This window comes from Variovorax sp. PBL-E5 (genome assembly GCF_901827185.1).
Classification (GTDB): Bacteria; Pseudomonadota; Gammaproteobacteria; order Burkholderiales; family Burkholderiaceae_C; genus Variovorax.
On the sequence record NZ_LR594671.1, the window covers coordinates 2,409,222 to 2,434,242 of the forward strand.

General features: G+C 69.2%; 27 protein-coding genes. 15 read left to right on the forward strand and 12 right to left on the reverse strand.

What is annotated here, in order from left to right:
* Positions 1 to 22 precede the first annotated feature (22 nt).
* The 7 genes from WDLP6_RS11750 to WDLP6_RS11780 are packed head-to-tail and all read left to right on the forward strand — an operon-like array spanning position 23 to position 5,091.
* On the forward strand, positions 23 to 346 hold the full coding sequence (locus WDLP6_RS11750) for a 2Fe-2S iron-sulfur cluster-binding protein (RefSeq protein WP_162567246.1): 324 nt from the start codon (positions 23 to 25) through the stop codon (positions 344 to 346).
* Positions 347 to 375: 29 nt separating this feature from the next.
* On the forward strand, positions 376 to 1,014 hold the full coding sequence (locus tag WDLP6_RS11755) for a VOC family protein (protein ID WP_232077038.1): 639 nt from the start codon (positions 376 to 378) through the stop codon (positions 1,012 to 1,014).
* Positions 1,011 to 1,478 carry a DUF3237 domain-containing protein gene (locus tag WDLP6_RS11760; RefSeq protein ID WP_162592483.1) on the forward strand — a complete coding sequence of 156 codons (468 nt, stop codon included), beginning with the start codon at positions 1,011 to 1,013 and terminating at the stop codon, positions 1,476 to 1,478. Before WDLP6_RS11755 ends, WDLP6_RS11760 begins: the two co-directional genes overlap by 4 nt.
* Positions 1,475 to 2,263, forward strand: a complete 789-nt coding sequence (locus tag WDLP6_RS11765; RefSeq protein WP_162592484.1) for an SDR family NAD(P)-dependent oxidoreductase — start codon at positions 1,475 to 1,477, stop codon at positions 2,261 to 2,263. Before WDLP6_RS11760 ends, WDLP6_RS11765 begins: the two co-directional genes overlap by 4 nt.
* Positions 2,264 to 2,280: 17 nt before the next feature.
* Positions 2,281 to 3,045 carry an SDR family NAD(P)-dependent oxidoreductase gene (locus WDLP6_RS11770; RefSeq protein ID WP_162592485.1) on the forward strand — a complete coding sequence of 255 codons (765 nt, stop codon included), beginning with the start codon at positions 2,281 to 2,283 and terminating at the stop codon, positions 3,043 to 3,045.
* Between the two features lie 22 nt (positions 3,046 to 3,067).
* The gene (locus tag WDLP6_RS11775; protein ID WP_162567252.1) at positions 3,068 to 4,309 is read left to right on the forward strand and encodes a cytochrome P450; all 1,242 of its coding nucleotides are present in this window, start codon (positions 3,068 to 3,070) and stop codon (positions 4,307 to 4,309) included.
* Between the two features lie 8 nt (positions 4,310 to 4,317).
* Entirely contained in the window at positions 4,318 to 5,091 is a 774-nt protein-coding gene (locus WDLP6_RS11780; protein ID WP_162592486.1) for an SDR family NAD(P)-dependent oxidoreductase, read from the forward strand.
* A gap of 48 nt (positions 5,092 to 5,139) precedes the next feature.
* On the opposite strand, the gene WDLP6_RS11785 is transcribed toward WDLP6_RS11780, so the two are convergent.
* Genes WDLP6_RS11785 through WDLP6_RS11795 form a run of 3 tightly spaced genes read right to left on the reverse strand, consistent with a single transcriptional unit; the run spans position 5,140 to position 8,006 of the window.
* A complete protein-coding gene (locus WDLP6_RS11785; RefSeq protein WP_162592487.1) occupies positions 5,140 to 6,270 on the reverse strand; it encodes an ABC transporter substrate-binding protein in 1,131 nt (376 codons plus the stop codon).
* A gap of 40 nt (positions 6,271 to 6,310) precedes the next feature.
* Entirely contained in the window at positions 6,311 to 7,522 is a 1,212-nt protein-coding gene (locus WDLP6_RS11790) for a cytochrome P450 (protein WP_162592488.1), read from the reverse strand.
* 4 nt (positions 7,523 to 7,526) lie between these two features.
* Positions 7,527 to 8,006, reverse strand: coding sequence for a nuclear transport factor 2 family protein (locus WDLP6_RS11795; protein WP_232077039.1), 480 nt, complete (start codon positions 8,004 to 8,006; stop codon positions 7,527 to 7,529).
* 139 nt (positions 8,007 to 8,145) lie between these two features.
* Here WDLP6_RS11795 and WDLP6_RS11800 point away from each other — a divergent pair, with 139 nt between their 5' ends.
* From WDLP6_RS11800 to WDLP6_RS11815, 4 genes are read left to right on the forward strand one after another with little or no spacing between them, the layout of a single operon-like run.
* Entirely contained in the window at positions 8,146 to 9,039 is an 894-nt protein-coding gene (locus tag WDLP6_RS11800; protein ID WP_162592490.1) for a branched-chain amino acid ABC transporter permease, read from the forward strand.
* A complete protein-coding gene (locus tag WDLP6_RS11805) occupies positions 9,036 to 9,977 on the forward strand; it encodes a branched-chain amino acid ABC transporter permease (protein WP_162592491.1) in 942 nt (313 codons plus the stop codon). The genes WDLP6_RS11800 and WDLP6_RS11805 overlap by 4 nt, the downstream gene beginning before the upstream one ends.
* A complete protein-coding gene (locus WDLP6_RS11810) occupies positions 9,974 to 10,732 on the forward strand; it encodes an ABC transporter ATP-binding protein (protein WP_162592492.1) in 759 nt (252 codons plus the stop codon). The genes WDLP6_RS11805 and WDLP6_RS11810 overlap by 4 nt, the downstream gene beginning before the upstream one ends.
* 3 nt (positions 10,733 to 10,735) lie before the next feature.
* On the forward strand, positions 10,736 to 11,452 hold the full coding sequence (locus WDLP6_RS11815; RefSeq protein ID WP_162592493.1) for an ABC transporter ATP-binding protein: 717 nt from the start codon (positions 10,736 to 10,738) through the stop codon (positions 11,450 to 11,452).
* A 50-nt stretch (positions 11,453 to 11,502) separates the two neighbouring features.
* Here WDLP6_RS11815 and WDLP6_RS11820 read toward each other — a convergent pair whose 3' ends face one another.
* The 7 genes from WDLP6_RS11820 to WDLP6_RS11850 all read right to left on the reverse strand — a co-directional run bounded on the left by WDLP6_RS11820 (position 11,503) and on the right by WDLP6_RS11850 (position 18,429).
* Entirely contained in the window at positions 11,503 to 12,486 is a 984-nt protein-coding gene (locus WDLP6_RS11820; RefSeq protein WP_162592494.1) for a Bug family tripartite tricarboxylate transporter substrate binding protein, read from the reverse strand.
* Positions 12,487 to 12,516: 30 nt separating this feature from the next.
* Positions 12,517 to 14,292 (reverse strand): FAD-dependent monooxygenase, encoded by a 1,776-nt coding sequence (locus WDLP6_RS11825; protein ID WP_162592495.1) that lies wholly within the window; start codon positions 14,290 to 14,292, stop codon positions 12,517 to 12,519.
* A 2-nt stretch (positions 14,293 to 14,294) separates the two neighbouring features.
* Positions 14,295 to 14,867, reverse strand: a complete 573-nt coding sequence (locus tag WDLP6_RS11830; RefSeq protein ID WP_162592496.1) for a hemerythrin domain-containing protein — start codon at positions 14,865 to 14,867, stop codon at positions 14,295 to 14,297.
* 79 nt (positions 14,868 to 14,946) lie between these two features.
* Positions 14,947 to 15,795: a helix-turn-helix domain-containing protein gene (locus WDLP6_RS11835; RefSeq protein ID WP_232077040.1), complete on the reverse strand. Its 849-nt coding sequence runs from the start codon at positions 15,793 to 15,795 to the stop codon at positions 14,947 to 14,949.
* A gap of 150 nt (positions 15,796 to 15,945) precedes the next feature.
* Positions 15,946 to 16,782, reverse strand: coding sequence for an IclR family transcriptional regulator (locus tag WDLP6_RS11840; protein ID WP_162592498.1), 837 nt, complete (start codon positions 16,780 to 16,782; stop codon positions 15,946 to 15,948).
* 57 nt (positions 16,783 to 16,839) lie between these two features.
* Positions 16,840 to 17,445 carry an NAD(P)H:quinone oxidoreductase gene (gene wrbA / locus WDLP6_RS11845; protein ID WP_162592499.1) on the reverse strand — a complete coding sequence of 202 codons (606 nt, stop codon included), beginning with the start codon at positions 17,443 to 17,445 and terminating at the stop codon, positions 16,840 to 16,842.
* A gap of 33 nt (positions 17,446 to 17,478) precedes the next feature.
* Positions 17,479 to 18,429: a quinone oxidoreductase family protein gene (locus WDLP6_RS11850; RefSeq protein WP_162592500.1), complete on the reverse strand. Its 951-nt coding sequence runs from the start codon at positions 18,427 to 18,429 to the stop codon at positions 17,479 to 17,481.
* Between the two features lie 87 nt (positions 18,430 to 18,516).
* Here WDLP6_RS11850 and WDLP6_RS11855 point away from each other — a divergent pair, with 87 nt between their 5' ends.
* A complete protein-coding gene (locus WDLP6_RS11855; protein WP_162592501.1) occupies positions 18,517 to 19,227 on the forward strand; it encodes an NIPSNAP family protein in 711 nt (236 codons plus the stop codon).
* Positions 19,228 to 19,231: 4 nt separating this feature from the next.
* Here WDLP6_RS11855 and WDLP6_RS11860 read toward each other — a convergent pair whose 3' ends face one another.
* Together WDLP6_RS11860 and WDLP6_RS11865 are read right to left on the reverse strand one after the other, a co-directional pair.
* Positions 19,232 to 20,482 (reverse strand): MFS transporter, encoded by a 1,251-nt coding sequence (locus WDLP6_RS11860; protein ID WP_162592502.1) that lies wholly within the window; start codon positions 20,480 to 20,482, stop codon positions 19,232 to 19,234.
* On the reverse strand, positions 20,479 to 21,294 hold the full coding sequence (locus WDLP6_RS11865; RefSeq protein ID WP_162592503.1) for an SDR family NAD(P)-dependent oxidoreductase: 816 nt from the start codon (positions 21,292 to 21,294) through the stop codon (positions 20,479 to 20,481). Before WDLP6_RS11865 ends, WDLP6_RS11860 begins: the two co-directional genes overlap by 4 nt.
* 116 nt (positions 21,295 to 21,410) lie before the next feature.
* On the opposite strand from WDLP6_RS11865, the gene WDLP6_RS11870 reads away from it, so the two are divergent.
* Genes WDLP6_RS11870 through WDLP6_RS11880 form a run of 3 tightly spaced genes read left to right on the forward strand, consistent with a single transcriptional unit; the run spans position 21,411 to position 25,019 of the window.
* Positions 21,411 to 22,589, forward strand: a complete 1,179-nt coding sequence (locus WDLP6_RS11870) for an alpha/beta hydrolase (RefSeq protein ID WP_162592504.1) — start codon at positions 21,411 to 21,413, stop codon at positions 22,587 to 22,589.
* A gap of 4 nt (positions 22,590 to 22,593) precedes the next feature.
* Entirely contained in the window at positions 22,594 to 23,853 is a 1,260-nt protein-coding gene (locus tag WDLP6_RS11875) for an MFS transporter (protein ID WP_162592505.1), read from the forward strand.
* On the forward strand, positions 23,850 to 25,019 hold the full coding sequence (locus tag WDLP6_RS11880; RefSeq protein ID WP_162592506.1) for an acetyl-CoA acetyltransferase: 1,170 nt from the start codon (positions 23,850 to 23,852) through the stop codon (positions 25,017 to 25,019). Before WDLP6_RS11875 ends, WDLP6_RS11880 begins: the two co-directional genes overlap by 4 nt.
* Positions 25,020 to 25,021: the final 2 nt, after the last annotated feature.

Sequence of the window (25,021 nt, forward strand, 5' to 3'; positions counted from 1 at the left end):
GCGCCTGAGAGAAAGTCACACCATGCCCCGTGCCATCTACATCCATCCGAACGGCGAGCGCACCGAGCTCGACGTGGCCAACGGCCAGAGCCTCATGCTGGCCGCCACCACCCACGACGTGCAAGGCATCGTCGGCGACTGCGGCGGCGTCATGAGCTGCGCCACCTGCCACGTGATCGTCGACGACGCCTTCCTCGAGCGGATCCCGCCCGTGGTCGACACCGAAAGCCAGATGCTCGACTACACGGCCGCACCGCGCGAAGCGGGCAGCCGCCTGTCGTGCCAGATCGTCATGAGCGATGCGCTGGACGGCATTGCCGTGCGCATCGCGGACCCGCAACTGTAAGAACCGCATTCAACACGGAGAAACGCTTCATGCAAGTCACCGCATCCCAGGTCAGCGCCAAGCCCCCGACACCGCTGGCACCCAATCCCGGCCTCACGCCGATGATGCTCAACCACGCCGCATGGGTGACGCCCGACGCGGCGGCCACCACCGACTTCTACACCCGCATCATGGGCATGGAGCTGGCCAGCACGGTGCTGGACGACAGCGTGCCGTCGACCGGCGACGCCATTCCCTACTTCCACATTTTCTTCCGCATGGGCGACGGCTCGACCCTGGCCTTCTTCGAGGCGCCGGGCGTTCCGCCGCCGTCGAAGGCCAGCCATCCGGCCTACGACATCTTCAATCACATCGCGCTGCAGGCGAAGGACCGCGCCGAGGTGATGAAGTGGTACGAGTGGCTCACCTCGCAGGGCGTCGAGGTGATCGGGCCGACCGACCACAAGGGTCTGATCCTGTCGATCTACTTCCATGATCCGGCGGGCATCCGGCTGGAGGTCACCACGCCGCTCGACAAGGAGTGGAACCGCCACACCGACAAGGGCTACGCCGACCTCAAGCTGTGGGAAGACTGCAAGCGCCAGGCGAAGGCCGAAGGGCGCGACGTGCCGGAGGCGCTGCTCGAGCTCATCAAGGACGTGCGCAAGCGCTACGACGAGAAGGCATGACCCCGATCGCGCTGCGCCCGCTGTTCACGATCAAGGCGGAGGTCTCTGCGCCGCCGCAACTCGTGGGCGCCGTGCCGCACGGCTACACGCGGCGCGTGATGTGCGTGAGCGGAGGCCGCTTCGACGGCGAGCGCCTGCGCGGGCGCGTGCTGCCCGGCGGCGCCGACGTCGTGCTCGAGCGCCCGGATGGCGGGCTGCACCTGGACGTGCGCCTCGTGCTCGAGACCGACACCGGCGGCCTGGTCTACATGACCTACAGCGGGCGGCGAAACGGACCCACGCCGGCGATCATGAAGAAGATCGTGAACCGCGAGCCGATTCCACGCGGCGCCGACTACTTCCGCGTCGCCGTCCAGTTCGAAACGGCCGCGCCCGGTCTCGAATGGCTCAACGACCGGATCGCCATCGGCACCGGAACCCGCGAGCCCGACGGGCCGGTGTACGACATCTGGGAAGTGGCATGAAGCGCTTCGAGGGCCGGCCGGCCATCGTCACCGCCGCCGCCTCCGGCATCGGCCGGGCCATTGCGCTGAGGCTGCACGAGGAGGGCGCACGGGTGCTCGCGGTCGACATCAACGCGGCGGCGCTGGAAGCGCTGCCGCGCTCGGACACGCTGTGCACCCTGGTGGCCGACGTGACCGCCGAGGGCGCGCCGCAGGCGATCGTCGCGGAATGCCTGCGCGCGTTCGGCGGCATTCGCGTGCTGGTCAACAACGCGGGCCTCGGCAACTGCCCGCCCTTCCACGAAACCACCGACGCCGACTACGAGAAGTACGCCGGCATCAACCAGAAGGCGACCTTCATGATCACGCGCGCTGCCTTTCCCGCACTGATCCGGTCCGGCGGCGTGGTGCTCAACATCGCATCCACGCTGGGTGTGGTCGGCTACCGGCGCCAGGCCGTCTACTCGATGGCGAAGGCCGGCGTGATCGGCCTCACGCGCAACCTGGCCGCGGACTACGCCGACCAGGGCATCCGCGTCAACGCCATCGCACCCGGCATCATCGCGACGCCGCAGACCGCGGGGCGCCTCGGCACCGCGCGCTTCCAGGCCACGATCGTCGGCACCACGCCGATGGGCCGGCCCGGCCTGCCCGAAGAGATCGCCGGCGCGGCCGCATTTCTGTGCAGCGACGACGCGGGCTTCGTCACCGGCCAGGTGCTGGCGGTCGACGGCGGCCAGACGACCAGCGCCTACCTCAGCGAGCCCTTGGTGCAGTGCTGGGTCGACGCGCATCCCGACCACTGAATCCCTGGAGTTTTTTCATGCGCATCGCATTGATCACCGGCGCCGCGGGCGGGCTGGGGCTGGCCAGCGCCCGCAGGCTGGCCGAAGAGGGACTGACCATCGCCGTCGCCGACCTGCATGCGGAGGCCGCCCGGCGCGCCGCCGCCACGCTGCCCGGCGCCGGTCACATCGGCCTGGCCTGCAACGTGGCCGACGAGGACAGCGTGCGCGCCGCCTTCGACACGGTGCAGGACAGGCTCGGCCCTGTCGGCGTGCTCGTCTGCTTCGCCGGCATCCTCAGCGCCCAGCCGTCGCCGGGCCGGCTGCCCACGGTCGACATCACGCTGCAGGAATGGGACGCCGTGATGCGCGTCAACGCGCTCGGCACTTTCCTGTGTGTGCGCGAGATGCTGCGCCGTTGCGACGGAAGGGCCGTCGAGCACGGCCGCATCGTCACCGTCGCCTCGCTCGCCGGCCAGATGGGCGGCATGCAGAGCGGAGCGGCCTACAGCGCGTCGAAGGGCGCGGTGCTGGCCTTGTCGAAGGTGGTGGCGCGCGAGGCCGCGCCGCTGGGCATCACGGTCAACACCGTCGCGCCCGGACCGATCGACACGCCCATGCTGCACCAGACCGTGCCCGCCGGCGCCGGTGACCGGAAGTACCTCGGCACCGCGGCCGTGCCGCTGGGCCGCATCGGCCTGCCCGAGGAAATCGCTGCCGCCGTGTCGTACCTCGTCTCGCCCGGCGCCGGCTTCGTCACCGGCGCCACCCTCGACGTCAACGGCGGCATGTTGATGCGCTGACCACCCCTGAAGGAGATCCACGATGAACGCGATCGACGCTTGCCCCTTCCATCCGGCCAACAGCGACTTCAAGCCGTACTACAGCCCCGAACTGCACGCCGCATTCGAACGCCAGCGGCGCGACGAACCGGTCTTCTGGAGCGAAGAGATCGGCTACTGGGTGCTGACCCGGCATGCCGATGTCTACGCGGTGCTGCACGACGGCGCGCGCTTCTCGTCGCAGAACACCACGCGGCCCGTCACGCCCATGCACCCCGACGCGCAGGCCATCCTGAAGGAGGGCGGCTATGCACAGACCGGCAGCCATTCGAGCCTGGACGGCGCCGTGCACAAGCGCATCCGCGGCGTCACCGGCCAGGTGCTGAATCTGCGCGAATTCGTCAAGCTCGAGTCGCACATCCGCCGCCTGGTGAACGAGGTGCTGGACCGCATCGACGGACAGGATCCGGTCGACCTGCTGCGCGACGTCAACTACGAGCTGCCGGCGCAGGTCGTCTTCAAGGTCCTGGGCATTCCCGATTCGGACATTCCCGACGTCAAGCACTGGGCGGGTGCGCGCAGCGTCATCGATTTCAGTCCCGCCACCCACGCGCAGCAGATCGAAGGCGCGCGCAACATGGTCGCGTTCTGGCAGTACTGCACCGAGATGGTCCACGAGCGGCTCAGGCATCCGCAGGACGACTTCACCAGCCGCATGCTCGCCATCCGCAACGGCGACGACGCCGTGATGACCATCCCCGAGATCATCACCCACACCTTCGGCGTCGCCTTCGCCGGCCACGAGACGACGACCAACCAGCTCACCAACACCTTCCGCAGCCTGCTGCAGAACCGCGGCCAGTGGGAAGCGCTGTGCGCCGATCCTGCGCTGGCGGCCAACACGGTGGAAGAGGGCATGCGCTATGCCGGCGCCGTCATCGGCTGGCGCCGCGTCGCCCTCGAAGACGTCGCGTTCCGCGGCGTGCGGATTCCCGAGGGCGCGCCGATCATGCTGTCCTTCGCGTCGGCCAATCGCGACGAGGATGTGTTCGAGGATCCCCATCGCTTCGACATCCGGCGCGCCAATGCGCGCAAGCAGCTCACCTTCGGCAACGGCGTGCATTTCTGCCTCGGTGCGCCGCTCGCGCGGCTGGAGATGAAGATCGTGTTCGAGGAATTCGCCAAGCGCTTTCCGCGCATGCGGCTGGCCGAACCCGACGACACGCGGCACATGCATACCTTCGTCTTTCGCGCACCCAGCGCGCTGCCGGTGACGCTGCAATGACGGCGGCCATGTTCGCGGACAAAGTGGCCGTCGTCACTGGCGGGGCCAGCGGCGTCGGGCTGGCGCTCGTGCGGCAGTTGCTCGATGCCGGTGCCCGCGTCACGGTGGTCGACCGCGACGAAGCCGCATTGCAGCGCGCACTCGAAGCGCTGGACCCTGCAAGATCCATCGGCGTGGCCGCTGACGTGGCGCAGGAAGCGGACGTGCAGCGCTACGTCGACACGGCCATGCGCAAGTTCGGCTGTATCGATCTCTTCCACAACAACGCCGCCATCGTCGGCCCCCAATCGCCGCTGCTCGATGTCCGCATGCAGGACTTCGAGCGGATCTTCGCCGTCAACGTGCGCGGCGTCCTGCTGGGCATGCAGACCGTGGGCCGTGCGATGCGGGCGCAGGGCGGCGGGACGATGGTCAACACCGCGTCGGTGTCGGGGCAGCGCAGCAGCCGCGCCGAAGCGGGGCTGGGTGTGTACGGTGCTTCGAAGGCGGCCGTGATCCGGATGACGCAGCAGGCGGCGCTGGAGTTCGCGCCGCACGGAATCCGGATCAACGCCATCTGCCCGGGGCCGATCGATACGCCGCTGCTGCGCAGCACCTTCCGGGTGGATGGGCGCACCAAGGCGCAGGCCGAGGCGGCGCTCAAGCAGCACTTCCTGAACCAGCCCTTGAAGCGGGCCGCGACGGCCGAGGAAGTGGCGAACCTGGTGTTCTGGCTCCTCGGACCGCAGGCCAGCTTCGTCACCGGCGGGGTCTACAACGTCGACGGCGGCATGACGGCCTGAGGGGCGTGAGGCATCGCGGGATGCCTGCGCCCGCGTCGTGCGCGAGCCCTACTGCACGGTCACGAAATTCCCTGCCTTGACCTGCAGCAGCACGCCGCCATAGCTCGGGTTGCGCCCCGCATCGACGCTCCAGGTCCCGTTCCCCAGCACCATCGGCACCTTGTTGAGCCTGGCCAGTTCGTCGCGGATCTTCGTGCGATCGGGACTCGGCCCGGCGTTCCTCACGGCCTGCACGGCCACCTGGCCCAGGGCATAGCCCATCGCGGCCCAGTTGTCGGGAACGCTCTTGTACTTGGCCTGGTAGGCCTTCACGAAGGCCTGGTTCATCGGCGACGGGTCGTTGGGCGAATAGTCGGAGACGAAGTAGGTGCCTTCCACGGCCTTGCCGCCCGCCTTCACGAAGCCGGCGGAGCCGAGCGTGGAAGGCCCGACGAACTTGACCTTGGGATCGAGGCCGGCCTGCCGGATCTGCAGGATGAGGTTGGCCGCAACCTCTGCCGGCGCGGCGATGAAGATGGCGTCGGTCGGGATGGTGGCGACCTTGGTGGCGAGCGCGAGGAAGTTGGAATCGGCCGAGACGAATTTCTCGTCGGCGGCAATCGTGACGCCGGCCTTGCGCAGGTAGTCGGCCAGGGCGTCCTTCTGGCCGATGTAGCCGTCGTTGCTCTGGTCGTGCAGCAGCACGATGCGCTTGACGCCGAGCCTTTCGACCGCCAGCTTGCCGAGATAGCCCATGATGTCCACGGGCGTGGCCTGGATCTTGAAGGCCCAGGGGCCGGTGGCAAGGATGCCGGGCGAGCTGCCGATGGCGAGGATGGGCACCTTGAGGTCGTTGGCCACGGGCGCGGCGCCCAGGGCGTCGGCGCTCACGGTCGGGCCCAGGATCAGCATCGCGTTGTCGCGCTTGACGAACTGGTTGACCAGGCTGATGGTCTGCCCCTTGTCGCCGGCGGTGTCGGCCTCGACGATCCTGAACTTGTTGCCGCCGGGCAGGCCCTTCGCATTGGCTTCCTCCAGCGCGAGCTTCATGCCGTTCTGGATCGGCACGCCGCCGAAGGCGTAGGTGCCGGTCAGCGAGTTGAAGACGCCGACGGGAATTTCCTTGTCCTGTCCGTGGCTCAGGCCACTGATCGAAAGGGCGATGGCGCCGGCGAGTACGGCTCTGCGATGCAGGGTCATGGGTGTCTCCTTGGTATGGTTGATCGGGAGGTGACGGCCGTTATCCGGCCACCAGCGTGAGCGGCAGCACGTCGAGCGTGCGCAGCGTGTTGACGGGGCGCCAGCGCGCTTCGCCCGCCGGTTCGATGCGCTGCACGCGGCGGATGAGCGCGCCGAGGATGCTCTCGGCCTCGAGCCGCGAGATCATCTGGCCGATGCACACGTGCGCGCCCACGCCGAAGGCGCGATGCACCCCGGCGGTCTGGCGCGTCACGTCATAGCGGTCGGGGTCTTCCCACTGGCGCGGGTCGCGGTTGGCAGCGCCCATGTGGTAGCCGACCTTGGTGTCGGCCCGCAGGCGCACGCCGCCGAGTTCGAGCTCGCCGGTGGTGGTGCGGAACATGACCTGCGCCGGCGATTCCATGCGCAGTGCTTCCTCGAAGGCGCTCTTCAAAAGCGTGGGATTGGCCTTCACCAGGGCCAGCTGCTCGGGGTGTTCCGACAGCAGCTTGAGCGTGGAGCCGATGCCGGCGATGGTGGTGTCGACACCCGCGCGGAAGAACGAGCGAACGTGCAGCGGCGCGGTGCCGGCGTCGAAATCGCCCGCGTCCTCGGCCTCGTAGATCTTCTCGGCGAAGCCGCCCGGGCGCATGTGATCGCGCTGCAGCACCTGCTGGTACCAGTCCATGATCGGCGCGGCGCGCTCCAGGGTCCGCGCGACGCGTTCGTTGTTGGGTCCGAGCTGGTTGAAGTTGAGCTCGCCGGTCAGCTTGATGCGCTCCGGCGGCACGTCGATGCCGAGCACGGCAGGAAACACCTCGAGCACGAAGGCTTCGGTGATGTCGGCCACGCCGTCGATGCGGCCGCGGGCCACGGCCTGCTCGGCAATCTCCTCGGCGCGCTGGGCGAACTTGTCCTTCCAGGTCTTGACGACCAGCGGCGAGAGGATCTTCTGCAGTGCCGCGCGCACGCGCGTGTGCTCCGGCGGATCGATCTCCGAGATCGGGCTGCGCGTGCGCCAGGCGCCGGGCTTGCGGATGTCGCTCATGCCGACGCCGCCCTCGACGGTGAAGCGCGCGTGGTCGCTCGCCACGATGCCGGCCTCGGCATGGCGGGTCACGGCGTAGTAGCCGTGCGGCGCGACGAAGACGGCCGGCCCCATCTCGCGCATGCGCTCGAAGAGCGGGTAGGGGTTGGCGATGTTCTCGTCCGAGAACGGGTCCTCGTCGAGGACCGGCGCGTCGGCCATGTCGTTGGTGGCGGCGTGGTTCATGGCCTCACTCCTGGCTGGGCAGAACGCGGACCGTCACGTCGCTGATGCGCCAGCCGATGTCGGTGCGCCGGAAGCGCAGGTCGTACTTGCCGAACATGGCGATCTTGCCGGGGCCGTCGCGCCAATCGGTGATGAGTGCGCGCGCATGGCCCATGGCATCGTCGGCGCTGGCGCCGGGCACGGCGTAGAAGTCGGTCATCTGGTGGTGCATGCGCTGCCTGAATTTCTTCCTCATCACTTCGTCCATCAGCGCGAGCAGCTTGTCGCGGCCGCGGATGGTTTCCGGCGGAAGACCGCTGCCGCCCTGCGAGGCCGGCGGCGAGTTGGCGCGGGTCCAGCTGGCGTCCTCGGTGAAGAGCTGGACGAAGTCGGGATCGCCGGCGTCGGCCAGATGGCCGTAGCGGGCGAAGACGGAACGGATCTCGAGTTCGTCTTCGACGGGCAGGTGCGGAAAGCGCATGAGGGTCCCCGGGGGTGGTCGCATGCGGCCAGTGTCGCGATGCGCCGGACCCGCGTCAGTCCCCATCGCAGGGGACGCGCAGGCTGGCCGCATGGGCTGCGGGCCGATCCGTACCACCGCCGGGGGACATACAAGCGGCGGCCGCGTCCCGATGATGCCGGCCATGCTGATGCAACAACTTCTGAATGGCGTGGTCGTGGGCAGCGTCTACGCCCTGTTCGCACTCGGGTTCACCCTGCTGTTCGGCGTGAACCACATCATGAACATGGCCCACGGCTCGGTGTTCATGTGGGGTGCGTTCGCGGGCCTGTACGCGGTCACGATGCTCGACGCGCCGATCTACGTTGCGCTGCTGCTGGGCATGCTCGCGGGGGGGCTGGTGTCGGTGGCGCTCGATGTGTTCGCCTTCCGTCCGCTGCGGCGTCGCAATGCGCCGGAGTTCTCGGCCATCGTGTCGTCCATCGGTGCCGACCTCGTGCTGCTGGCGATTGCACAAAAGGTGTCGAACACGGCGGTCATGCGCTTTCCGTTCGACGCGTTCCCGGTGGTGGTCTACACCATCGGCGGCGTGCGCGTGCAACTCTTGCAACTGGTGATCGTGGGGCTGGTGATCGCGATGGTGTTCGGCCTGTTCTGGTACCTCTACCGCACCGGCTTCGGCCAGCGCATCCGCTGCGTCGCCTACTCGGAGCAGACCTCGCGCCTGCTCGGCATCAACCCGGGGCCGGTGAACATGCAGGTGTTCCTGATCTCGGGCGCGCTCGCGGGCATGGCCGGCGTGCTGATCGGGCTGGTCTTCAACTCGGTGCACTTCGCGATGGGCGAGCCGCTGCTGCTGCGCGCCTTCGCGATCATCATCCTCGGCGGGCTGGGCAGCATTCCGGGCGCGCTGATCGCCGGGCTCGCGATCGGCATCGTGCAGACGCTCGCGGTGGCCTACGTGTCGTCGGGCGTGTCCGAGGCGGTGGTGTTCATCGCGCTCTTCGTCGTCATCCTGCTCAGGCCGACGGGGCTCTTCGGCCAGTCCACCGCCGCGATGCGGGTGCAACGCGCATGATGAACTTCTTCTACACCTACCAGTCGCTGCTCGACCATGTGCTGGTCTACGCGCTGCTGGCGATGAGCCAGTACGTCGTGCTGCGCGCCGGCGTGTTCTCGCTCGGCACTGCGGGCTTCGCGGCCCTGGGCGCCTATGCGTGCGCGCTGCTGATCACCAAGGCCGGATGGACGCCGCTCGCGGCCATCGTCGCCGGCACCTTGCTCGGCGCGGTCGCGAGCGGGCTGCTGGCCATGCCGCTGTCGCGGCTGCGCGGCGTGTTCCAGGCGGTGGCCACGCTGGCGATGGTGCAGATCGTGCTGTCGGCCACGCAGAACTGGGTCAGCGTCACCAACGGCGCGCTCGGCGTCAACGGCATCCCCAAGGTGGCGGGCACCGGCGAGCTGCTGCTGACCGTGGTCGTGGTGGTGGCGGTGCTGGGCGCGATGGGGCGCTACCGCATCGGCCGCGCCATGGACGTGATCCGCGAGGACGAGACGGTGGCGGTGTCGCTGGGCATCTCGGTGCCGCACTACCACCGCATCGCGTTCGTTCTGTCGGGCTTTCTGGCGGGCCTGGGCGGCGCGCTGCAGGCGACCAGCAGCTATGCGATCACCCCCGGCGAGTTCGGCTTCGGCATGCTGGTGACTGTGCTCGCGATGGTGGTGCTCGGCGGCCGCACGTCGGTGTGGGGTGCGCTGGCGGGCGCCGCGATCCTCACCACGCTGCCCGAGCTTTTCCGCGTGTTCGCCGACTACCGCAATGTGGTGGAAGGCATCCTGCTGATGCTGGTCATCGTGTACCTGCCGCGCGGCGTGGCCGACACGCTGATCGCCATGCTGCGCGACCGCCGCCTGCGGCACCGGGCCGGCGGCGCGCGCGCGGGACAGGCATCGCTGCCGGCGATCACGAAGACCGTCACTGTCAACACCTCGATCGAAGGGGGCGCGCGCCCATGACCGCAACCCTGGTCCTTGAGGGCGTGGCCCGGCATTTCGGGGGCGTCCCCGCGGTGGACGGCCTCAGCCTGCAGGTGCCGGCCGGCCGGATCACCGGCCTGATCGGGCCCAACGGCGCCGGCAAGACGACGGTGGTGAACTTGATCACCGGCCTGTTGCATCTCACCGCCGGCAGGGTGCTGCTCGACGGGCGCGACGTCTCGCGCGACGAGGCGCCCGCATTGGCGCGCGCCGGCGTGGCGCGCACTTTCCAGAACATCCGGCTGGTGCCCGACGCGACCGTGGTCGAGAACGTGGTCGCCGGCTTTCATCGGCACGAGAAGTCCGGGCTGCTCGCCAACCTGCTGGGGTTGCCGTCGGCACGCGCCGAGGCACGCCGGATGAACGAGCGCGCGCGAGAACTGCTCGATGAGTTCGGCATGACGGCGCTGGCCGAGCACCGCGCGGGCAGCCTTTCCTATGGTCACCAGCGTCGCATCGAGATGATGCGCGCGCTGGCCACCAGCCCCAGGCTGCTGTTGCTCGACGAGCCGGTGGCCGGCATGAACGACGCCGAGGCCGAGAGCCTCGCGGGCATCTTTCGCAAGGTGGCCGCGAGCGGCGTGGCCGTGCTGCTGATCGAGCACAACATGCGCTTCGTCATGTCGCTGTGCTCGGATCTCTACGTGCTCGCTTCGGGCCGGCTGATCGCCGATGGACCGCCGCAGGCCGTGGGACGCGATCCGAAGGTGATCGAAGCCTATCTGGGAGCCTGACACATGCTGGACATCCGACATCTCGACGTCCACTACCGCGGCATCCAGGCGCTGCGCGGGGTGAACCTGACGGTGAAGAAGGGCGAGATCTTCGCCCTGATCGGCCCCAACGGCGCCGGCAAGTCGAGCCTCGTCAATGCCTTGTCGGGCATCGTGCCCGCCGGCGGCGAGATCCTCTTCGAAGGCCGTCCGCTGGGGCGGCTGCCTGCGCACCTGCGTTCGCGTGCCGGCATCATCCAGGTGCCCGAGGGGCGGCGCGTGATCGCGCCGCTGTCGGTGGCCGAGAACCTCGACCTGGGTCGTCAGGCGGCGGGCGTGCGCGGCAGCGATGCAGAGGACCTCGCCCGCGTGCACGCGCTGTTTCCCGTGCTGAAGGACAAGCGCAACCAGCTGTCGGGATCGCTGTCGGGCGGCCAGCAGCAGATGCTGGCGATCGGCCGCGCATTGATGGGGCGGCCCAGGGTGCTGATGCTCGACGAGCCGAGCCTCGGGCTGGCGCCGGTGATCATCAAGGAGGTGTTTCGCGCGCTGGTCCAGCTCAACCGCGAGGGCGTGACGATCCTGCTGGTCGAGCAGAACGCGCGCCTCGCGCTGCAGACCGCGCACCGCGCCGCGGTGCTGGAGCAGGGCCGCGTCGTTCACCAGGGCGAGGCCTGCGCGCTGGCGAACGATCCGGTGATCGCCGACCACTACTTCGGCCGTGCGGGCCTGATTGCGTGATCGAGCAGAGGCCCGATCGGCCGCGACCGGGTCGCGGCCTGCAGCAGTCGCTACTCGGCCTTGATGTTCCGCTCGCGAACCACGCGGCGCCACTTCTCGGTCTCCGCCTCGATGTAGCGGGTGAACTGTTCCGGCGTGCCGCTGACCGGATCGATGCCGTTCTCGTTGAGCTTCTGTTTCACCTCGGCGGGTGCGATCGCCTTGAGGTACGCGGCGCTCAACGCGCGCACGACCGGCGCGGGCGTGCCGGCGCGCACGGTGAAGCCTTGCCAGCCTTCGACCTCGAAGCCCTTGATGCCTTGCTCGGCGACGGTCGGCAGGTCGGGGTAGGCCGGGATGCGATGGGCGCCGGCGGCGGCGATCGCGCGCAGCCGGCCTGATTCGATGTGCGAGCGCGCCGACGCCCGATCGAGGAACATCATGCCGACCTGTCCGCCGAGCAGATCCTGCACCGCCGGACCTCCGCCCTTGTAGGTGATGGCCACCACCTTCATGCCGGTCTCGCGGGCAAGCAGCTCGGTCGCCAGGTGGTGCGTGGTGCCCACGCTCGGGGAGGCATAGTTCAGCCCCTGCGGCATGCGCGCCGCCAGCGCCACCAGCTCCGGCACGTTGCGCACCGGCAGCACCGTGGGATTGACCACCAGCAGGAAGTCGAACTTGGCCGTCATGGTCACGGGCGCCAGATCCTTCAGCGGATCGTAGGCGAGCTTCTCGAACATGCTGGGATTGACGGCATAGGTCGTCATGTCGCCGAGCAGGAAGGTGTAGCCGTCGGCCGGCAAATGCCTGGCCACCGCCGTCGCGCCGATGATGCCGGAGGCGCCCGGCCGGTTCTCCACGATCACGGGCTGTCCCAGTGCCTCGCCCATGCCGGGCGCGACCAGCCGCGCGAAGTAGTCGGTGCCGCCGCCGGCCGGGTAGGGAACGATCAGGCGGATCGGCTGGCTGGGCCAGGCCGCCTGCGCAAGGACCGGGAACGCCGCCGGGACCAGCGAACCGGTGGCGAGCAGGGAAAGCAGGGAGCGTCTTTGCATGGTGATGTCTCTTCGTTCGGGTCGCTTCGTCTATGCCGTGAGGTCGCGCTGAAGAATCCTCGAGAAGGCCGCGGCCAGCTGGGACTGCGCCGCGTCGCTGCGGCCCATGGCGCGCCAGGCCACGTGCTGGTCGGGCCGCACCAGGATCGCGCCGTCGGACGACACGCCGCGCAGGCAGCGCCAGGTGCCTTCCACATCGCGCACCGCGGCTTCGTCGTGGATCTCGACCACGTCGAGCGGCACGCCGCCGCGCCGCGCCACAGTGGCCGCCGCATCGGCCCAGGCCGATGCCCCGCGCCCGGTCAGCAGCACGAAGCGGCCCGGCTGCACGAGATCGAGCGTGGAGATCTTCCGGCCATCGCGTTCGAGCCACGCGTGCGGCAGCCGATGCCCGGGCCGGGTGGTCGGCACGTAGGTCTGGCCGAGCGGGTCGCGTTCGGGCGTGGGCGTGCCGTCAGGCATCACCGCGCCGATGTCGTAGTGGTAGCCGAGCTCGATGTCGTGCGCCTGCCATTCCATGCGCTGCACTTCCATGATCTGTGCCAGCCGTGCGCGGCGGGTGCGGCCTTCCGGGTCGTCGGCGAAGAAGCGGCGGAAGTTGGCCTGGCTCAGTTCGGCATTGCCGCGCACCAGGCCGATGCCGGCGTCGGTGAGCTGGTGGTTCTGGAAGGTCATCAGCGCCCACTGGATGTTGGCGGCAGCGACCGGCCGGCGCTCGGCCTCGTAGCTGTCGAGCAGGCTGTCGTGCGCCTGTTCCTTCAGCACCGCGGCGATCTTCCAGGCGAGGTTGTGCGCATCCTGGATCGCGGAGTTCAGGCCGAGGCCGGTGGTGGGCGGATGGCGATGCGCCGCGTCGCCGGCCAGCAGCACGCGGCCCCAGCGGTAGCGGTCGACCAGCACGCCTTCGACGGTCCAGTGGCCGATGCCGATGATGTCGGGGTCGAGATCGGGGATCTTCAGGAGTTCGCGCATGCGCGGCAGCAGCGAGGCTTCCTCGAAGCGCGAGGGATCGTCGGGCCGGAAGCTGAAGTGGAACATCCACTCTTGCGAGTGCCGGCCGAAGCGCGTGGGGCCGAGCTGTCCCAGCACGCCGCTGGCCCACGAACCGCCTTCGGGGTTCACGAACCAGGTCGTCATTGAATCGTCGTCGTCCCAGTACTGCGAGAGGTCCGCGCGGAAGTACACGGTGACCATGTGCGCGAGGTCGGTCGCGCCGGTCATCACCGCGCCCACGGCGGGCCCGACGGTCTTGCCGCCATCGGCGCCGATGAGGTACCTGGCGCGCACGCGGAATTCCTCGCCGCTGGCACGGTCGAGCACCAGCGCGGTGACGCCGCTGTCATCCTGCCCGAACGATTGCAGCTGATGGTTGTAGCGCACCTGCGCAAGGTCTTCGGCCGCGGCCATCTCGCGCAGCAGCGGCTCCATGCGCACCTGGGGATACAGCGTCGACTCGCAGGGGCTGTCCTTGGCGTAGTGCTGCGCGAGCGAACCCCCGCCGAAGGATTCGATGCGGTAGAAGGTGCGGCGGTCGAGCTCGCCGTCGCCGGCGAGCGAGGTGCACCAGCGGATGTGCGAGATGTGCTTGAGCGGCATCGAGCGCTCGTAGACGCGCTGGGCCGCGTCGAACTGGCGCAGCAGTTCCATGGTGCGCTGGCTGATGTAGCGCGCCTTGGGCAGGCGCCCGGGCGCGGGATGGCGCTCGATCAGCAGGCTGCGGATGCCCTGGCGGGAGAGGAACAGCGACGCGGCGAGGCCGCAGCCTCCGCCGCCGACGATCAGAACGGGAATGTCGATGTCTTTCATGGTCATTTCTGAAGGGAAGGATGGGCCTTGATGCGCGCGAACAGGGCGCGGTGGCCCTGCGTCATCGATGGGTCGGTGTCGTTGCGCTGGTGCGCGAGCGCCTCGGCCAGTTCGCGCCAGTCGGCCGGCGAAAGGTAGTCGGCCGCCACCGGCAGCACGTAGCTTTCCTCGACTTCCATGTGACCGAGGTAGAGCGTGCCGTGGGCGTGCAGCAGCAGCTGGAAGGATTCGCGGTGCACCTCGCCCATCACTTCCCAGGCGGTGAGGGCGTGCGCCAGTTCGCGCACCGCGCAATCGCAGCGCTCGTGTTCGGCCTCGAGCCGATCGAGCACCGGATGCAGCGCGGGGCAGCGCTCGCGGATCTTCGGGAAAAGCAGCTCGCTCTCGCTGGCGTGGTGCATGCGCGCAGGCATCTCGTCGAGGTAGAACAGCATTGCGCGCAGCTCGTCGAAATCCGGCGCCTGGCCCGAGCGGCCGACACGCTCGACGGCGTTGCGCAGCGCCCCGAGCACTGTCGCGAGGGCTTCATGGTCCTCGCGGATCAGCTGGACGGCGAAGGGCTGGAAGGAGGGCATCGGCGGCACATGGGCTTGGCTCCATTGGCGCACAGCCGCGCGCCACGGTCTGTCCCACTGCAGGGGACGCCGGATACGCTCAGTGAAGCGCCTTGGAGGCGGCGGTCTGGAAGCGCTCGGCGCTCCAGCGGCCCCAGCGTGCGAGGTACCAGGTCAGCAGCTCGCGTTCGCTGCCGATGACCAGGCGCTGATACGCGCGCTTGCGGTAGGTCTTGACGGTCTCTTCGCTCACCGAGAGATCGAGCGCGATGCCCACCGACGACAGGCCGTAGAGAATGCGCGCGCAGACCTCGGCCTCGCGCCGCGGCAGCGCGCTGGTGGCGACGATGCAGCTCTCGATCTCGTCGAGCGTGGTCAGCGCCTGTGCCACGTTGGGCCGGCTCTGGCAGACGTCCGCGTGCTTGGACAGCATGGCCAGCAGCAACTCCGCCGCCTGGGCCAGCTTCTCGATGCCTTCGTGCGCGAAGGGCGTGTGCGGGTCGGCGCGCAGCACGCTCAGGCCGAAGGCGCCGCTGGCACCGCGGCCGCACAGCAGGATGCGGTCCCGCACGTGGGGGTAGACGCGCGGACGCAGGTCGTCGTACTCGTGGTCGCTGAAGTCGACGTGGATGATGGTGGCGGTGGCACCGTCGACGCGGCGCTGCGCCTCCGTCATGGCCGGGTCGTGCTTCCAGAGGCCCTGGTTGACATAGCTCTCGACGCGGTCGCGCGCGGTGCGTTCGGGCTGCACGCAGCAGGCCGCGACTTCGCGCAGCTCGTCGCGTCCGAGGCGAAAGGCCGCGAAGTGATCGGCGCCGCACAGCGAGTGGAGATAGTTCGCGAAGGCCGGGCCGAAACGCTCGTTGCCCATGCAGTCGACGAGCTGCGCAAGGAGCGTCTCGGAGCTGTGGGCGACCGCTGGCCGGTCCTGAATCATCACCGTCATCATGGTTGTCTCCTGGGTGCTGGGATGCGCCCTGGGGCGCCAGCTGCCCGGACTTCTGTGTTCCGGGCAAGTTTCGAACTCCGTAATCAGATTACGCTCTTTGAAATCTCGTGTGTCTCCGGATAAACCCTTCGATGGGTGCCGCGCCGCGGTTCAACCCCAGCCCATGCGCCGCGAAACGTCTTCGGCGCGCGCCGCGAGGGCCTTGGCGACCGGGCCGTCGAAACGGGTGTCGATCCGGCCGGCCGGACCCATCACGGTGATCACGCCCGCCACCGCGCCGGCGTGATCGAAGACCGGCGCCGAGATGCCGTGCAGGCCGGGATTGAGGTCGCCCTCGATGCGCGCGAGCTTGCGCTTGCGCACGGCCTCGAACAGGGCCCGCACGTCGGCCTTGCTCATCGTGCGGGCGATCTTGTTCGGGATGGCGCCCGGGTGCTGCACGCCTGCCAGTTCGCGCTCGATGAACGGTGCCGTCACCGATGCGGGCATGTAGGCACCGAAGAGCTGCCCGGTGGACGAGGTCAGCATCGGCATCACCGAGCCCGGCCGGCCGCTGATGACGAGCGCATCGTTGGTTTCCTCGAAGCGCACGTAGGTCGGACCTGCCGAGCCCCAGACGGCGAGGCCGACAGTGAAGCCGAGTTCGTCGCGCATTTCGCCCAGCGTCGGCGATGCGACCTGAACGACGTTCAGCCGGCGCAGTGCCGCCAGACCGATGCGCACGGCCAGCGGCCCGAGCCGATAGCCGCCGCTCGCGGAATCGCGTTCGGCGAGGCCGCCGCGGCAGAAGCTCACGAGGTAGCGGTGGGCCTTCGGCGGCTGCATCTCGGCACGCTCGGCCACCGTCTTGAGCATCAGCGGCGCGCCGGTGTCGATCAGCGCGGAGAGCACGCGCACCGCGGTATCCACGGCCTGCACGCCGCCGGCATCTTCGTCGCTCGCGCCCCCGCCGCCGTCGCCGTTTCCTGGAGACTTTGCATCGATCATGGGTGGGGATGGGTCCATCCGCACGAGCCTAGCATGGGCCTTTCGGATCGACTCGCCTCAGCCGCGGGCCGTCGCGAGCAGGGCGGCGAAGCGTGCGACGCGCTGGCCCTGGAAGCGCGCGGCGGCGAGTTTTTCCTCGGGCAATCCCTTGCCGCGGCCGTCGGTGAAGCTCACGCCGTAGGGGTTGCCGCCGGCCGCATACAGCAGCGGGTCGGTGTAGCCGACGGGCACGATGATCGATCCCCAGTGATAGAAGACGTTGTGCATCGCGAGCAGCGTCGATTCCTGGCCGCCATGCAGGTTGCCTGCGCCGGTGAATGCGGCGGCCGCCTTGTCCTGCAGCTTGCCCTGCGCCCACAGCGGGCCGAGCGTGTCGATGAACTGTTTCAGCTGCGCCGCCGGCAGGCCGAAGCGCGTGGGCGTGCCGAAGACGAAGCCGTCGGCCCAGTCCAGATCGTCGAGCGTGGCTTCGGGCACGTCCTGCGTGGCCTCGAGGTGCGCCTTCCAGGCCGGCTTGGCCTCGATGGCTTGCGCATCCGCGAGTTCGCGGACCTTGCGCAGGCGTGTCTGCGCGCCGGCAGCGCGCGCACCTTCCTCGATGGAACGCGCGATCTGCCAGGTGTGGCCGGTGCTGCTGTAGTAGACGATGGTGATGTGGGCCATTGCTTGTGGGTTCTTTGTTCTCTGGGGCGTGCGTCAGACGGTGAGCACGATCTTTCCGAAGTGCGCGTTGCTGCTCATGCGCGCGAGCGCTGCGGCGGCGTCGGACAGCGGGAAGCGGCTGTCGATCGGCAGCCTCAGCTGCCGGGCGGCGATGGCCTCGCCGAGGTCGGCGAGCATCCGCGCGTTGAGCGTGCGGATCTCCTCGATCGAGCGTGAGCGGAAGGTGACGCCGACATAGCTGAGCCGGCGCAGCGCGTGCAGCTGGAAATCGAAGCTGCCGCCGGCGCCGCCGAGGCGTCCGAGGTTGACGATGCGTCCGCCGGTCGCAGCGGTCTGCATGGTTTGTGCAAACTGCGCGCCCGTCACTTGGTCGACGACCACGTCCACGCCCTTGCCGCCGGTGGCCTCGCGCACGCGCTCATGCCAGTCGGCTTCGCCGGGATCGAGCGCCAGGTCGGCACCGAATTCGGCCAGCCGCGCGCGGCGCTGTGGATGGGTGGAGGTGCCGATCACCCGGCGCGCGCCGAGCAGCCGCGCGATCTGCAGGCCCATGAGGCCGACGCCGGAACTCGCGCCGTGGATCAGCACGTCCTGCCCGCGACGCAGCTGGCCGTGGGTGACGATGGCGTCGTGCATGGCCTGCAGCGCCAGGGTGAGGACGCTGGCCTCCTCGAAGGGCAGGGTGCTGTCGGGAATCCTGCAGGCACGGCCGCCGTCGGTGACCGCGTACTCGGCATAGGCGCCGGCGCCGGTGCACATCACGCGGTCGCCGGCTTTCCAGGGGCCGGCTTGCGGGCCGGCCTCCACCACTTCGCCCGCCCACTCCATGCCGATCACTTTGCCGTCCTTCGCGGCGAGGCCGGCGAGATCGGCGCGGTTGAGGCTGGCCGCCTTCACGCGCACCAGGATTTCGTGGGATCCGGGTTGCGGCGGCGGCACGTCGGCCGACTGCGCACCCTGCGCTGTGGAGATGATTGCTTTCATCCGGCGAGCATAGGCAGCGGCTTGCGCGTGGTATGCCCCCCTCGGGTGGGACAGACAGCCGCCGCCGGGCCGCTAAGGTGGCGTTCCATGATCTACGAGCTTCGTCTTTACGCCGTCGCGCCGGGGCGCATGGCCGACGTCCACGCGCGCTTCAACGAGCACTTTCCGGCACTGTTCGCCAAGCACGGCGTGGACTGCGTGGCGCGCTGGAATGCCGTGGCCGGTCCCGACGCGCCGCGCTTCGTCTACCTGATGGCCTACCGCGACTACGCGCAACGCGAGGCGGTGTGGGCCAGCTTCTATGCGGACGCCGAGTGGTGGCGCATCCGCGCCGAGACCAATGCGGGGCATGAGATGGTGGAGCGGCACGATCTGTTCTTCCTCAAGCCCAACGCGGCGTGGCCCGCGCCGTTGGCACGCGATGCCGGGACGGCGATCGGCGGATTGCACGAGCTGGTCCAGCAGCAGATCGCGCCAGGCCAGAACGCGCATGCCAACGCCTTTCTTCAGGAGACGTGGCTGCCGCGCGTGCGCAAGGCCGGCGCCCGGGTTCTGGCCGTCTGGGACACGGCCGCGGGTGCCGGCATGCAGAAGATCGTGCTGCTCTATGCATGGCCCGATGCGGCTGCGTGGCACGCGGGGCGCAGGTCGATGGACGGCGACGAGACACTGCAGGCGGCCTTCGCCGCGCAACGCAGGCAATACGGCACGGCACTGTTCGAGCGCAGCGAGGTCAACCTGCTCGACCCGGCGCCCGGGATGATCATTCGCGCAGGCCTTGGACGCGTCGCGGATTGATGCGCTAGGACGTCGGGCGCAGGCGTGTTGCCGCAGCCCGCTGCCGCAGACTGAGCGCCAACGCCGCGCCGATCGCCAGCAGCGCCGCCGCGCAGACCATGAACACCGGCCGCGCGCCAATGCGGTCGACCACCGCCGAGGCGCCTGCCACGCCGGCGGCGATGCCCAGGAACATCGTGGAGGCGAACAGGCTCACGGCCGTTCCGCGCAGCGCGGGCACCATCTGCGTGGCCAGTGTCTGCAGCGTGCCGTGCAGCATGTAGAAGCCCACGCCCGCGACCAGGCACGCCGGTAGCGCCAGCGCCCAGTGGCGGCCCACGGCGAGCACCAGCCAGCCGATGCCGAGCGCGATGCCGCCGGTGAAGACCATGCCGCTCTCGCCGAGCCTGGCCAGCAGGCGGCGCGCCGCGAAGGCGTAGAAGAAGCCGCCGATGCCGTACAGGACGACCACGCCGGCCGCAGCCGACAGGGCCAGCCCGAACTCGCGCACCAGATAGGCCGGCAGAAAGGCGAGGCCGGAGAAGGCGAAGGCGCCCTCTGCCGCCACCACCAGCAGCATCCAGCGTGCCCAGGGTTCGGAGAGCACCCGCACGATGTCGCGCACGTGGCCATGCGGGGAGGGCGCGCGCACGGCCTCCGTGCGCACCTCGCGGTTCAGGCTGATCGCCAGGCCGCCGATGCAGAAGACTCCGGCCAGCAGCGCGAAAACGGCGCGCCAGCCCAGCCACTCGGTGAAGACGGCCGACACCCACTGTCCGGCGATCATTCCGCCCAGCGAGAGCATGAGGAAACGCGCCAGCACCGGCTGCCGCTCGTCGTAGGGCACGGTGTCCCCCACCCAGGCCAGCACCAGCGCGATGATCCCTGCCGCGGCGGCGCCGGCGAGAAAGCGCGCCAGCACCAGCATCTCGAGGCTCGCCGCGAACATCGCGAGCACGTTGCCCAGCACGCAGCCGAGCGCGGCGAAGCCGATGGTGCGCCGCTTGCCGTAGCGATCGCCGAGGGGGCCGAACAGCAATTGCAGCAGGCCATAGGCCACCGCGTAGACCGAGACGGTGAGAGCAGCGCGCCCGGCCGTGACGCCGAAGGTCTGTGCCAGCGAGGGCAGCATCGGATCGCAGGCGCGCATCATGGCACTGCTGCAGAAGTGGACCGTGGCGAGCGCCGCCAGGCCGCCCGGCCGCGCACGGTTTACTGGAGTACCTTCGCGCAGCAGCGCTTCGGTATTCGCCTTCGGAACGGCCGGGCGGCTCATGCTTGCGCGTCCTGCTTCTCGAAGCCCGGCCGCGGGATCAGCGACAGCCAGGTGGTGCTGAGGCCGCCGTCGACCAGCACGTCCTGTCCGTTCACGTAGCCCGAGCGCGGGCTGGCCAGGAAGGCGACCACGTCGGCGATGTCCTTGGGTCCGCTGATGCGCCCCGCGGGCACGATGGATTCGCGCCTCGCGAGCACCGCCGGTTGCCGGTAGATGCCTTCGGTGAGCGGCGTGCGCACCATCGCCGGGCTGACGACGTTGCTGCGGATGCGATGTTCGCCCAGTTCGACCGCCAGCAACTGCGACAGCATCTTCACGCCGGCCTTGCTCACGCTGTACGGACCGCTGTACGGCTGCGGCACGCGCCCCGAGATCGAGGCGACGTGCACCATGCTGCCGCCGCCCGCGGCCATCATCTGCCGGCCGAAGGCCTGCGCACACAGCAGGAAGCCGCTGAGGTTCACGGCCATCAGCTGGTTCCAGCGGTCGAGCTCGATGTCCATCAGCGCCGCGGCGTAGATGGTGGCCGCGTTGTTCACCAGCACGTCGCAGCGGCCCAGGTCGCGCGCCACGGCCGCCGCGGCGCGCTCCACGCTCGTTCTGTCGGTGATGTCGCAGCCGACCGCGATGGCGCGCGCACCCGTCTGCGCGATGCCGGCGGCGGCCTGGGCCGCGCCAGTTTCATCGCGGTCGAGCAACGCGACCCTGGCGCCGACCCGCGCGAGTTCGCGCGCGATCTCGGTGCCGATGCCGCCTGCTGCGCCGGTGACGACGCAGACCTTGTCTTCGAGTTGCAGCCAGGAATCTGTCATGGTGCAACTGTCCGGCGGGGGCATGTCGATGTCAGTCCCCTCGAAGGGGACGGCGTGCCGGCATGTACCGCCGCCGGGGGACTGTGGCGGCCGAAGCCGCGGCGTACATTGACGCCATGAACGCAGCCTTCAACGTCGAGACCGAATGGGTGCATCTCCAATACGAGGAGCGCGCCGCCTTCACCGAAACCTACGGCTTTTCCGGCAACCAGGGGGCGGTGAACCTCGAGGGCATTCGCTTGCGGCCCGCCGGCCATGAATCCGAAACGCTGATGGTGTTCATGCACCCGGCCTCCACGCTGCAGTTGCTGCCGGTGCCGCGCGCCATGGCAGCGACCGGCGCGCACGTGCTGTGCGCCGGCAGCCGCTATCAACGCAACGACACCGCGCTGATCATGGAGAAGGTGTTCCTCGATCTGGGTGCCTACATCCGTCACGCCAAGGAGGTCTGGGGCTACCGCAAGGTGGTGCTGGTCGGCTGGTCCGGCGGCGGCGCATTGGCCGTGAGCTACCAGGCCGAGGCGCAGGCGCCCTCCATCACCCATACACCCGCCGGCGACCCGGTCAATGTGAAAGGCGCCGGACTGATCCCGGCCGACGCCGTGGTCTACCAGGCGGCGCATCTTTCACGCGCCCACTTGCTGGCCGAGGCCATCGACCCCTCGGTGACGGATGAGCTGAATCCCGACAGCCGCGACCTCGAACTCGACATCTACGATCCGCGCAACCCCCATCAGCCGCCGTACTCGCCCGCCTACATCGAGCGTTACCGTGCCGCACAGCTGGCACGCATGCGGCGCATCACGGCCTGGGCGAAGCAGACGCTGGCCGAATTGAAGGCGCGCGGCACCGGCGAGATCGAACGTCCCTTCATCGTGCACCGCACCCTTGCCGATCCGCGATTTCTCGACCCCACGCTCGACCTCAACGACCGCAAGCCGCACTGGTGCTACATGGGCAACCCGGAGACGGTGAACACCGGCCCGGTGGGGCTGGCGCGTTTCACCACCCTGCGTTCGTGGCTGTCGCAATGGTCGCTCGACGACTCCTGCGGCAATGGCCTGGAAGGCGCCCGGCGGATCAGCGCGCCGCTGCTGGTGATCGAGAACAGCGCCGACGACGCGGCACCCCAGACGCATCCGAAGATGCTGTTCGAGGCAGCAGCCTCGCCCGACAAGACCTTCCGCATCATCAAGGGCGCGACGCACTACTACGCCGGCCAGCCGGAGTTGCTGCAGGAAGCGACGGAACTGATCCGTGGCTGGCTGCAGCAGCGCGGAATGCTGGCGCCATGACAGCTTGAACGCCAAGGCCGCCATGGGGCTGGCGCTGATCGTCGTCGTCGTGACCCTGGCCACCGCGATGCAGCCGCTGGGCACCGACCTCTACCTGGCGGCGCTGCCCGCCATCCGCAACGAGTACGCGGCGAAGGTGGGCGTGGTGCAGCTCACGCTGGCCGTGCTGGTGTTCAGCTTCGGCCTCAGCCAGCTGCTGTGGGGGCCGGCCGCCGATCGCTTCGGCCGGCGGCCGGTGCTGCTGACGGGTTTTCTGCTCTACACCGCCGGGGCAGCGCTGGGTGCGCTGGCACCGGGCATCGAGGTGCTGATTGCTGCGCGCGCCATGCAGGGCCTGGGCATCGCCGCCACCATGGTGTGCGGTCGCGCCATCGTGCGCGACCTGTTCGAGCAGCAACGCGGCACGCACGTCATGACCATGGCCATGTCGATGCTGGCCTTTCTGACCATGCTGATCCCCGTGACCGGCGCACTGCTGACCGAGGCGCTGGGCTGGCGCTCCACGCTCTGGTCGATGGCGCTGTGCGGCGTGGGCGGCGCCGTGCTGGTGCTGCTGCGTGTGCCCGAGACGGCACCTGCGCTCAAACCCGATGCGCTGCGGCTGCGGCCGCTGTTCGCGGGCTATGCACGCATCGCCCGCAACCCGGCCTTCCGGTCCTGGACCCTGCTCAATTCCTTCGGCTACGCGGCCAACTTCGGCTTCTTTTCCAGTTCGGCCTATCTCTTCATCGAGACCTTCGGCGTCACGCGCGTGGGCTTCGGGCTCGTGATCGGCGGTGCGTCGATCACGTACCTCATCGGCACCATGCTGTGCCGGCGCTGGATCGCGGCGGACGGCATCGTGGCTTCGGTGCGCCGCGCCGGCTTCCTGTCGTTGGCGGCGGCGACGCTGCTGATCGTGCCGCAGCTTGCCGATGCGCACTCGCCCGTCACGCTCACGGCGGGGCTCTGGCTGATGCTGCTGGCCTACGGCATCCACCAGCCCTGCGGCCACGTCGGCATGGCCACGCCGTTCCCGCTGCAGGCCGGCGCTGCCTCCGCGCTCGGCGGCTTTGTGTTCGCCGCCGCGGCCTTCCTCTGCGGCACCTGGATGGGGCTGCTCTACAGGAGCGGCAGCGCGGCCGTGCTGTCGCTCACCACCGGCGTGCTGGCGGCATCCACGGGCGTGATTGCCCTGACCCTGGTGCAGCGGCATGGTCGTGTCCAGCCCTGCGGCCCGCCGCACCCTGAATCTTCCATCCTTCATTTCAAGGGACCCTCATGAACAACGCCTACATCGTCGGCTGGGGCCACACGGCCTTCGGCAAACTGGACAACGTCGAACTCGAACAGCTCATTCGCGATGCGGTGCAGCCGGCACTGGACAGCGCCGGCGTGGACGCTGGCGATATCGACGGCATCTTCGTCGGCCACTTCAACGCTGGCTTCGTCGGACAGGACTTCACCGCCGCGCTGCCTGCCGTGGCGATACCCGCCTTGCGCCACACGCCGGCCGTGCGCGCCGAGAACGCCTGTGCCACCGGCTCGGCAGCGATCTGGGCGGCGCTCGATGCGATGGCTGCAGGCCGCATGAAGCGCACGCTGGTGATCGGCATGGAACGGATGAACGGGCTGCGAACGCCGGAGGTGGCCGCCACGCTCATCAAGTGCGCCTACGTCAAGGAAGAGGGCAGCGACCCGGCCGGCTTCGCCGGCATCTTCGGCGGCATCGCGACGAGCTACTTCGATCGCTTCGGCGACCAGTCGGACGCGTTGGCCGCCATCGCGGCGAAGAACCACGCCAACGGCATGCACAACCCCTACGCGCACATGCGGCGCGACTTCGGCTTCGACTTCTGCCGCACGCCGTCCGAGAAGAACCCCTTCGTGTCGGGGCCGTTGAAGCGGTCCGACTGCTCCCTGGTGTCCGACGGCGCCGCGGCGCTGGTCCTGTCGACCGAGCCGCTGCCGGGCGCCCGGGCGCCGGCGGTGCGCTGGCGCTCGCGCACCCATGTCAATGATTTCCTGCCGATGTCTCGCCGCGACCCGACGAAGTTCGAAGGTGCTGCGATGGCGTGGCAGAAGGGGCTGGCCTCGGCCGATGCGAGCTTGGGCGATCTCTCTTTCGTCGAGACGCACGATTGCTTCACCATCGCCGAATTGCTGGAGTACGAAGCCATGGGCCTCGCGCCGCACGGCCAGGGCGCGCGCGTGATTCTCGACGGCGTGACGCGCAAGGACGGCAGGCTGCCCGTCAATCCCTCGGGCGGGTTGAAGTCGAAGGGTCACCCGATCGGCGCGACCGGCGTGTCGCAGCATGTGATGGCCGCCATGCAGCTCTCCGGCACCGCCGGCGGCATGCAGGTGGATGGCGCGCGCATGGGTGCGGTGTTCAACATGGGCGGCTCGGCCGTGGCCAGCTATCTCAGCATTCTGGAGTCCGTCTCGTGAAT